The following is an 8,184-nucleotide window of genomic DNA, read 5'->3' as shown; positions in this document are numbered from 1 at the left end:
CGTCAACACCCGCACGAAGAGGATCATGCGCCAGATGCACGGCCGCGCTGGGTTCGACCTTCTGCGCCACCGCATCCTGCTGCAGTGAAGATCACTCAACGCCACCACCGATTACGGGCCAGAGCCGTTAGTTTTACAGTCCCGCTCCAGGCGGCGCGGGCGTCGGGCCCCGTCGAGGTGGTGACCGGTCCTGGCCAGCACGTGCACGTCCGTGCGGACGGCTCCACCCGGATCAGCCTGCCCGCCGACGACAACACCGAGATCGCACCGGCGATCCGGGAGGGGCAGCCCGGCCGCGTCCCGGTGCCGTCCGCGCAGCCTGGCGGGGTGGCCAAGGCCACGGTGGCGGCGCACGAGCTGGGCCACCACCTGGAGGCGACCGTGTCCGGCCTGCGCGCCGCCGGGGAGGCGATGCTGTGGGACCGCACCAGCCACGGCCCGATCGGTGACCGCGTCAGGCCTGAGCCGATGTTCGGCGAGGACCGCGGTCGCCCGTTCGAGATCTACCCGGGCGACTTCCCCGACGCCCGCACCGGCCGCGTCAACGGCGACGGCACGCAGGAGGTGTTCGCCAACGTGCTGGAGTCGCTGGCCGGCGGCGGCGACTACGCCGACGCCGACCTGCGGCACTGGGGTCTCGGCGCGCTCGCCCTCCTGGCCACGGACGCGACCGGCCCGCAGGGCGGCACCCGCCGCGACGAGGGCGCCGAGCGGCGCGACCCGCTGGACGGCATCAACCTGCTGGCCCTGTCCGATGAGCAACTGCGGGCGCTGCTCGCCCGGATCGACACCCGCAGGCCGTCGCCAGGCTGCGCACGGTGCTCGACGAGCGCGCGCAGCGGCGGACCGGCCGCGACCAGATCGACCTGGCCGACCTGTCGGACGCCGAGCTCGAAAGCATGCTGCTGGCCGGCTGGGACGGCTGCGGCGACGACCCGGAGCGGACGGCGTCGCAGGACCGGGTGATCGCCGAGACAGAGGCGCGGGAGGCGGAGCGGCGACGCCTGGGCGACGAGCTCGGCGACCTGGCCGCGTCCGACCTGCTGTCCATGGACACCAACGACCTCGCCGCGCTGTACGGCCGCAACCTGGGCCGCTACGGCATGGACCCTGCGGTGACCGCGCTGCTCGACCAGATCAGCGCCGAACTGGAGGAGCGTGACCGGCGGCGCGACATCGGCGCCGACCCGTACGCCGGTATGGACCTGGCGGGGAGCAGCTCGCCGAGCTGATCGAACGGCACCAGCCGTCCTACCACTCCGACCCGTGGTCCGGCGCGCTGGTACGGCGGGTCATCGCCGAGCTCGACGACCGCGACCGCGACCGGCAACAGGGCGCCGAGGACGACCGCACCCCGGAAGAGATGCGGATCGACGACCTCATCACCCAGGGCTGGAACCCGCGCGACGCGTACGCCGAGGTGTACGGCCTGTCGGAGGAGGAGATGGACCGGCAGGAGCGGATCGCGATCATCGACGCCGAGCGCGGGGCTGGGGAGCGGCGCAAGCTGGTGGTGCGCCGCATGTACCGGCAGTGGGTGTACGAGCAGGCCCTCGAAGCCGAACGCGCGACGAACGGCTACATGCTGTCGCCGCTCGGCCGGAAGGCCGGCGTGGACCCGAAGCGGCTGTGGGGCGGCAACGCCGACCACGCGCACGCGTACGCGTCGGAGGAACTCAAGCGGTGGTGGGCAGAGCAGCCGAACGGCGGCAGGATGACCTACGAAGAGTGGCGCGCCCAGTGGCTCGGAGACTCCCGCGACCGCAGGCAGGCACAGGAGCGGCGGCAGACCGCGGGCAACGGAAGGGACTTCGGATGATGACGACCGGCCAGGGGCGGACGCCCACCACCGAGGAGCTGGCCACCGCGCGCCGCTCAGCCAGGCGCGCGGCGGGACTCGGCGCGCCGCCCGGGGTATGCCCGTACAACCCGCGCAACGCGGACGAGGAGACGCTGGCCACCGTGTGGGTCGCCACATACGTTGACGCCCTACCCGACGACACGGCCGGCGGCGCTGGCCAGGAAGAGGCATAGCCAGTGGGCCGCATCGTGGAGGGGTACATCGACGGCGTCTACTACGCCGTCACCGTGGGCGAATCCCAGCAGGGCAGGCCCGACAGCATCGGCGTCGTCTCCGGCGCGGCCGCAGCGCGCCGGCTGCTGGAGTTCCACAACGGGCAGCCGCTGCCACGCTCCGGCCATGTGCTCGACGTGGCCAACCCGGACCTGGTCGTGCAGGCGCTCCAAGACCTGACCGACGTCATCCATGTTCGCTTGGCCGGGTCGGAAGGCTCTTAGGCTTATCGGACCTGTGTCCGTGAATTGACGACGTGGCAGCCTTGAGAATCGCCGCTCACCAACGATTGCGGGCCTGGAGACTGAAGAGACGATTTGGTCACCCACGGGCCAACGACGTCTCTTGTGTAGGGGTAGTGGGCTGAGTTGCACTTTGCGATTACGCGGTAGGTGCCGAAACCGGACCGGCATTGTGTGTAGGCGAGGTTGACGGCAGTGTTCAGGCCTGCCACGCAGTCCCATACCTCGGCTCGCGCCGGCGTGGCGATCCCGGCGAGGACTACGGCACTAGCCGCCCCCGCCGCCAGGGTCCGTACGAGTATGCCCATTGCGTCTCCTGTAGTTCCTTTGGCATCACTTATGAGCTTCATGCTCCGCTTTCGCCCTCCCTGGCAACAGGGCACCAGGAGGACACCCTCCGGACATTTGCGTCGATGTGGGCAACCAGAATCGGAGCGAGACGCTAGGACCGGCCTCCCGGCATCTTGGGGGTGTGCGGGGGTTGGGGTGGCGGTTCGGGCTCGCGATAGGGATCACGCTGGGACTGGTTGTGGGGTCGGTCCTGCTGAAGTCCTGCGCGCCCGAGCCGCCACCTGCGGACATCTTTCTCGACGGCCCGCCGCTTCAGACCGCAAGCTTCAGGGGGACGCCGTGACGATGTACCGGGCCAACGGCACACAGATCAACAAGACGCAGGCGACAGCGCCGGCCACCGCCGTACCGGTGACCGACCCGATCGTGAAGATCACCGAGCACATCTATGAGGGTGTGCGGCCGGACGGCACCGACTATCCGCCGGCGCGGCGCAGGTTGAAGTTCCGCAAGGACCAGATCATCCGCACGTCGGAACTCAACGCCTGCTTTCCCGCCCCAACAATCAAAGCGATCAGCCCCGCCACCGGTGCCGCCGCAGGCCACACGTTCGTCACCATCAAGGTCACGAACGCCACTCCGGGCACCACGGTCACGTTCGGCGGTGCTCGTACACCACGCACGCGACCTCCTCGCCTCGGGCGTGCGGCTGGGCGACCAGGTCGGGCAGGGAGGCGGAGACGGGGACGATGAGCACGTCGTGGCTGATGTCCGCGATGCGGGTGGTGGCGGCCTTGCCGGCGGGTACGGCGGCCGCCTCGCGCAGGCTGACCAGCCCGATCACCTCGTCCATGGTGGAGCCGAGCACCGGGTAGTGGGTGTGGCCGTGGGAGGCGATGAGCTTGTCCAGATCGGCGGCGGTGGCCGTGCCGCTGATGGCGATGACCTCGACGCGGGGCACCATGACCTCTCCGGCGGTGTGGTCGGAGAAGGCCAGGGCGCGTTCCAGGACGTCGGCATGGCTGCCGGGCAGCTTGCCGTGGGCCTCGGATTCGCCGATGATGTGGCCGAGCTCTTCCAGGGTGGCGCCGTGGTGCAGTTCTTCGACCGGTTCGATTCCGACGGCGCGCAGGAGCTTGTTGGCTGCGGTGTCGAACAGCTTGATGACCGGGCCGGCGATGGTCATGTAGACGAGCGTGGAGCCGGCGAGGGCGCGGGCCAGCGGTTCAGGTCTGGCCAGGGCGAGGTTCTTGGGGGCGAGCTCGCCGAGCACCATCTGGATGACGGTGGCCAGCGCGAAGCCGATCGCCAGCGCGACGCCGCCGACCATGCCCTCGGGCATGCCGATCGCGGTCAGGCCGGGGGCTATCAGCTCGGCCAGGGCGGGGCGGGCGATGAAGCCGACCACAAGCGCGGTGACGGTGATGCCCAACTGTGCGCCGGACAACATGAACGACAGCCGTTCCATCACCTTGACGGCTTTGGCGGCCTTCTTGTCGCCGGCGGCGGCCTGCTGGGGCAGAGAGGGAGCCAGTCGGCAGTGACGTAGGCGAACTCCTGCGCGACGAAGTAGCCGGTGGCGAGCGTCAGAAGAAAGATGGCCAGCAGACCGGGAAACACACTCACCTGTTCCGCTCCTTTCCGTCGCAGTGGCCTCGACCTGGCGGCGTATGCGGGCAGGCCCGCCCGCATACGCTCGTACGGACGCTGACTGATCCGTCGATACCGCAGGTAAACCGGGACACGTCTTGGCGTGGCAGAGAGGCTGAGCCGTCGGGCGTGGTGGGATGTCCCTGTATGACACTGATGCCCCCACTACGATGATCAAGCAATGCTGGTCGTCACCCACGGCGGTCGAAGGTGTCAAGGCAAGAGCGCGTTCGTGACGTCCTGGAGAGCAGGCTCGTGCAACGAGCCGTCATCGCCGTGATCGTCATCAATGCGATCACCATCGGCATGGAGACCAGTTCATCCCTGATGGATCAGGTTGGCTGGCTGTCGCACGCGGTGGACCGACTCGCGCTGACGATATTCACCGTGGAGCTGGCGGTCCACCTGTAGGCCTACGGGCGGAGGTTCTTCACCCACCTGTGGAACTGGTTCGACGCCAGCATCGTGGCGATCGTGCTCGTCCCGCTTGCGGGCCCACGTCGGTGCTGCGGGCGCTGCGGCTGGTGTCCACCGTGCCCGGTATGCGGCGCGTGGCCGGCGTGCTGCTTGCCGTCTTGCCCGGCATGGCCTCCATTCGACGAGTTGCCGCGCTCGCTGTTCACGCTGTTCCAAATCATGTCCGGCGACGACTGGGGGAACGTTGCGCAGGAACCGAGCCCCCACCGGCCGAGACGCGGGCGCCGGCCGAGCTGGAGACGGTCAGACAGGAACTTGCCGCGGTGAACGCGAAGCTCGACCAACTGCTCATGCGGGAATCGGCATCTCCCGCTGCCCAGCCAGGCACCACCAGCCAGGCGCAGCTGTCGTGATCGTGGGCACGGATTGGGCGGTGGGCAGTCAGCGAAGGATGCCCTGGTCGTAAGCGAGGGCGACGGCGGCGGCCCGGTCCTTGGCGCCGAGCTTGCCGTAGATGTGGGTCAGATGGCTCTTGACGGTGGCCTCGCTGATGAACAGGGCCGCGGCGATCTCCCGGTTTGAGGAGCCTTTGGCGACAAGGCGCAGCACGTCGCGTTCGCGGCTGCTCAGGCTGTGGTTCCCGGGTGCCCGTACCCGGGAGACGAGCCGGGCGGCGATGTCCGGGGACAGCACGGTCCGGCCCTCGGCGGCGGCCCGCACCGCGCCGAACAGGTCATCGCGCGGGGCGTCCTTGAGCAGGTATCCGGTCGCGCCGGCCTCGATCGCCGGCAGGGTGTCGGAGTCGGTGTCGTAGGTGGTGAGCACGAGTACCCTGGCCCGCGCGCCGCGGCGGGACAACTCGGCGATCGCCTCCACGCCGCCGCAGCCGGGCATGCGCAGGTCCATCAGAACCACGTCGGGGTCGAGGCGGGTGACCTGCTCGATCGCCTCGGCGCCGTCGGCTGCCTCGCCCAGGACCGCGAAGCCGGACGACACCTCGAAGATGCTGCGAAGGCCGTGCCGTACGACGGGGTGGTCGTCGACGATGACCAGGCTGATGGGACCGCGGGGGGCGGTGAGTTCACTCATGGCTCACCAACGGTACGCGTACGGACAGGGCGGTGCCGAGCCCTGGCTCCGACTCGATGTCAATGGTCCCGGCGACCCGCTCGACGCGAGCCCGCATGCCGCCGAGGCCGAAGCCGCCGGTGGAATCGTGCGGCGGCAGGCTGTGCGGGTCGAAGCCGCGTCCGTCGTCGCGAATGTCCAGGCTCACCTCGTCGTCCATGTAGGAGAGGGTGACTCCGGTCCGTTGCGCGCCGGCGTGCCGGGCGACGTTGGTGAGGGCTTCCTGGGCGATGCGGAGCAGCGTGGCCTCGATCTCGTGGTGCAGCGGTTCGACGGTTCCGGTGACGGTGAGCTCGGCACGGACGGCGGTCTGCTCCGCCCAGGCTGCGGCGATCTTCTTCAGGGCTGTGGGCAGGGGGTCGTGTTCCAGTTGACCGGGGCTGAGGTTCTGGACCGAGCGGCGCGCCTCCTGGAGGCTGTGCCGGGCCAGGTCGGAGGCGCGTTCGATGTGGTCGTGGGTGGCCGCGGGGTCGATGGTGCCGGACGCGGCCCGGAGCTGGGCAACGATGCCGGTCAGGCCTTGGGCGAGGGTGTCGTGGATCTCCGCGGCCAGCCGCCGGCGTTCGTCGGCGACGCCGGCCTCTCTGGCCTGGAGGAGCAGCTGGGCGTGCAGGCCCGCGTTCTCCTGAAGCGCCCGGGCCAGGCGGTCGTTGGCGCTGCGCAGTGCGGCGGCGTGCTCGCTCTCCTTGACCGCGATGTGGTGGAAGCCGAGGGCGAGGCCGGAGTGCAGGGTCAGCAGCGCGATGAACGCCAGCCAGTGCATGCCCTCGGCCGGAGGCAGGCCGCCGGCGTTGGAGCCGGCCATGGTGATCGCCGTGGCGAGCAGGGCGGGGCGTACCAGGTGGCGGGGCAGCAGCAGGTCAGCATCGTAGTAGCCGGTCAGCGCGTAGATGGCGAAGATCGGGTTGCACCAGGAGAGCGCGAAGCCGAGTGCCCAGCGCAGGAGGTAGTAGAGCTGGGGCGCCGGACCGTGTACGGTCCGGCGCCTGCCGTCGGCGCTCCACCACACCTGCAGGGCCAGCGCGGCCACGGTCAGGACAGCGGCGATGTACTGTTCGCCGACGTTCATCACCGCCTGCGCGCTGACGGCGGCCAGCAGCGCGCCGAGCCCCAGCAGGGCGTACGGTCCGACGGTCGCGAACCGGTGCCGCCACGACGGAACGCCCTTCGCTTGGCCGGATAAGGTGGCCGGCTCGCCGCCGGCCTCGTCGGAAGGATCGTGATGGGCGGTGCCGACCACTGTGCCGTCCGTCATCCGGCCCCACCTCGTTCTGGTCATTCCCAGCGGAACCAGCGGATGGACGCGCCCGCCAGCACCGTGATCCACACCAGCATGATCGCAAAGTGTGGCAGGGCCGGCCAGTTTCCGGCGGAAGCCTGGTGAAGAGCCTGGGAGGCGGCGCCGAAGGGCGTGAGCTCCACCACGCTTTGGAGGGCCTGCGGCATGGACTGGACCGGAACGTACATGCCCGCGGTGAACGCGACCGGAAAGAAGATGATCGTGGCCGCGGAGGTGGCACCCTTGGCGGTGCGCGACACTGCGGCGATGAGCCCGCCGCAGACCAGTGCGCCGAGCATGGCCAGGATCAGGGTCAGCGCATAGGCGAGCAGGTTGGCGGGCAGGGCGACGCCGTACAGCACCCGGCCCGTGGCGATGACGACGATCCCACCGGCCAGCGCGGCGGCGCCGTGCACGAGCACCTGGGCGGCCAGGATCGCGGCCGGCCGTACCGGTGTGGTGGACATGCGGCGCAGGATGCCCTTCTCGCGATAACCGGTGAGGGTCGGCGGCAGGGAGTTCAGCCCGGAAAGGATCATGCCGAGCAGCACGGCCACCGGGAGGTACAGATCGATCGGCCGCGCTCCCCCGGAGGCGGATCCCGCCTCCCGAAACGACGGGACCAGGCCGAGGATCACCAGGAGCAGCAGAGGGAAGGCGAGGATCCAGAACACGCTGCCAGGTTCGCGGCGGAACAGCCGGCCTTCGGCCTTCAGCACGGCGATGGATGCGGACATGTCACAACTCCTTGTCGGTGAGGTCGAGGTAGGCGTCATCGAGGGAGGCGCTCTCCACGCGCAAGTTCCGCGCGGCGATGCCGTTGAGCGCGAGCATGGACATCAGTGCCTCGGCGGTCTCGTCGGTTCCGGTGACGACCAGCCGGACGCCGTCCGTACGCCGCACGGAGCGGATCGCGGGCAGCGCGGCCAACTCGCCGTCGTCCAGGTGCCGGGAGGGAACGAAAGAGATGACCGTGGCGCTCCCGCTGCTCTCGATCAGCCCCGCCGGCGTGTCCAGGGCCGCCAGCGCGCCGGAGCGGAGGAGGGCCACGCGGTCGCACAGGTGCTGTGCTTCCTCCATGAAGTGGGTGACCAGGACGATGG

The 8,184-nt window shown here is 69.8% G+C and carries 12 protein-coding genes and 1 pseudogene; 8 read left to right on the top strand and 5 right to left on the bottom strand.

What is annotated here, in order from left to right:
• The first annotated feature begins 84 nt into the window (after nt 1-84).
• The 6 genes from ACTWPW_RS61890 to ACTWPW_RS61865 all read left to right on the top strand — a co-directional run bounded on the left by ACTWPW_RS61890 (nt 85) and on the right by ACTWPW_RS61865 (nt 3,360).
• Nucleotides 85-966 carry a hypothetical protein gene (locus tag ACTWPW_RS61890; RefSeq protein ID WP_443174684.1) on the top strand — a complete coding sequence of 294 codons (882 nt, stop codon included), beginning with the start codon at nt 85-87 and terminating at the stop codon, nt 964-966.
• Entirely contained in the window at nt 900-1,232 is a 333-nt protein-coding gene (locus tag ACTWPW_RS61885; RefSeq protein WP_443174683.1) for a hypothetical protein, read from the top strand. Before ACTWPW_RS61890 ends, ACTWPW_RS61885 begins: the two co-directional genes overlap by 67 nt.
• A 131-nt stretch (nt 1,233-1,363) precedes the next feature.
• The gene (locus ACTWPW_RS61880; RefSeq protein WP_443174682.1) at nt 1,364-1,819 is read left to right on the top strand and encodes a hypothetical protein; all 456 of its coding nucleotides are present in this window, start codon (nt 1,364-1,366) and stop codon (nt 1,817-1,819) included.
• Nucleotides 1,816-2,034 carry a hypothetical protein gene (locus ACTWPW_RS61875; RefSeq protein ID WP_443174681.1) on the top strand — a complete coding sequence of 73 codons (219 nt, stop codon included), beginning with the start codon at nt 1,816-1,818 and terminating at the stop codon, nt 2,032-2,034. Before ACTWPW_RS61880 ends, ACTWPW_RS61875 begins: the two co-directional genes overlap by 4 nt.
• A gap of 3 nt (nt 2,035-2,037) precedes the next feature.
• Nucleotides 2,038-2,298: a hypothetical protein gene (locus ACTWPW_RS61870; protein WP_443174680.1), complete on the top strand. Its 261-nt coding sequence runs from the start codon at nt 2,038-2,040 to the stop codon at nt 2,296-2,298.
• 318 nt (nt 2,299-2,616) lie between these two features.
• Nucleotides 2,617-3,360: an IPT/TIG domain-containing protein gene (locus tag ACTWPW_RS61865; protein ID WP_443174679.1), complete on the top strand. Its 744-nt coding sequence runs from the start codon at nt 2,617-2,619 to the stop codon at nt 3,358-3,360.
• Here the strand turns inward: ACTWPW_RS61865 and ACTWPW_RS61860 are convergent.
• Nucleotides 3,260-4,075: a hemolysin family protein gene (locus ACTWPW_RS61860; RefSeq protein WP_443174678.1), complete on the bottom strand. Its 816-nt coding sequence runs from the start codon at nt 4,073-4,075 to the stop codon at nt 3,260-3,262. The genes ACTWPW_RS61865 and ACTWPW_RS61860 overlap by 101 nt on opposite strands.
• 437 nt (nt 4,076-4,512) lie before the next feature.
• Between ACTWPW_RS61860 and ACTWPW_RS61855 the strand changes: the two genes are divergently transcribed.
• Both ACTWPW_RS61855 and ACTWPW_RS61850 read left to right on the top strand, forming a co-directional pair.
• Nucleotides 4,513-4,668: a hypothetical protein gene (locus ACTWPW_RS61855; protein WP_443174677.1), complete on the top strand. Its 156-nt coding sequence runs from the start codon at nt 4,513-4,515 to the stop codon at nt 4,666-4,668.
• 92 nt (nt 4,669-4,760) lie between these two features.
• Nucleotides 4,761-5,087, top strand: a complete 327-nt coding sequence (locus ACTWPW_RS61850) for a hypothetical protein (RefSeq protein WP_443174676.1) — start codon at nt 4,761-4,763, stop codon at nt 5,085-5,087.
• A gap of 28 nt (nt 5,088-5,115) precedes the next feature.
• On the opposite strand, the gene ACTWPW_RS61845 is transcribed toward ACTWPW_RS61850, so the two are convergent.
• The 4 genes and pseudogenes from ACTWPW_RS61845 to ACTWPW_RS61830 all read right to left on the bottom strand — a co-directional run.
• Nucleotides 5,116-5,763 (bottom strand): response regulator, encoded by a 648-nt coding sequence (locus ACTWPW_RS61845; protein WP_443174675.1) that lies wholly within the window; start codon nt 5,761-5,763, stop codon nt 5,116-5,118.
• Nucleotides 5,756-7,057, bottom strand: a complete 1,302-nt coding sequence (locus tag ACTWPW_RS61840; protein ID WP_443174674.1) for a sensor histidine kinase — start codon at nt 7,055-7,057, stop codon at nt 5,756-5,758. The genes ACTWPW_RS61845 and ACTWPW_RS61840 overlap by 8 nt, the downstream gene beginning before the upstream one ends.
• Before the next feature lie 20 nt (nt 7,058-7,077).
• On the bottom strand, nt 7,078-7,818 hold the full coding sequence (locus tag ACTWPW_RS61835; RefSeq protein WP_375117089.1) for an ABC transporter permease: 741 nt from the start codon (nt 7,816-7,818) through the stop codon (nt 7,078-7,080).
• A 1-nt stretch (nt 7,819) separates the two neighbouring features.
• Nucleotides 7,820-8,184, bottom strand: a pseudogene (locus tag ACTWPW_RS61830) (ABC transporter ATP-binding protein); the annotation flags it as partial.

Origin of the sequence: Nonomuraea sp. KM90 (genome assembly GCF_052246675.1) — a bacterium.
In the GTDB taxonomy this organism is placed as follows: domain Bacteria; phylum Actinomycetota; class Actinomycetes; order Streptosporangiales; family Streptosporangiaceae; genus Nonomuraea.
The sequence above is the reverse complement of the archived record's forward strand: the minus strand, read 5'-3'. Positions and strand labels throughout refer to the sequence as shown.

What these genes read in the sequence shown, in the direction of transcription:
- ACTWPW_RS61885 (WP_443174683.1), top strand. Translation starts at nt 900, where the DNA reads ATGCTGCTGGCCGGCTGGGACGGCTGCGGCGACGACCCGGAGCGGACG.
- ACTWPW_RS61880 (WP_443174682.1), top strand. Translation starts at nt 1,364, where the DNA reads ATGCGGATCGACGACCTCATCACCCAGGGCTGGAACCCGCGCGACGCG.
- ACTWPW_RS61875 (WP_443174681.1), top strand. Translation starts at nt 1,816, where the DNA reads ATGATGACGACCGGCCAGGGGCGGACGCCCACCACCGAGGAGCTGGCC.
- ACTWPW_RS61865 (WP_443174679.1), top strand. Translation starts at nt 2,617, where the DNA reads ATGCCCATTGCGTCTCCTGTAGTTCCTTTGGCATCACTTATGAGCTTC.
- ACTWPW_RS61860 (WP_443174678.1), bottom strand. Translation starts at nt 4,075, where the DNA reads ATGGAACGGCTGTCGTTCATGTTGTCCGGCGCACAGTTGGGCATCACC.
- ACTWPW_RS61845 (WP_443174675.1), bottom strand. Translation starts at nt 5,763, where the DNA reads ATGAGTGAACTCACCGCCCCCCGCGGTCCCATCAGCCTGGTCATCGTC.
- ACTWPW_RS61840 (WP_443174674.1), bottom strand. Translation starts at nt 7,057, where the DNA reads ATGACGGACGGCACAGTGGTCGGCACCGCCCATCACGATCCTTCCGAC.
- ACTWPW_RS61835 (WP_375117089.1), bottom strand. Translation starts at nt 7,818, where the DNA reads ATGTCCGCATCCATCGCCGTGCTGAAGGCCGAAGGCCGGCTGTTCCGC.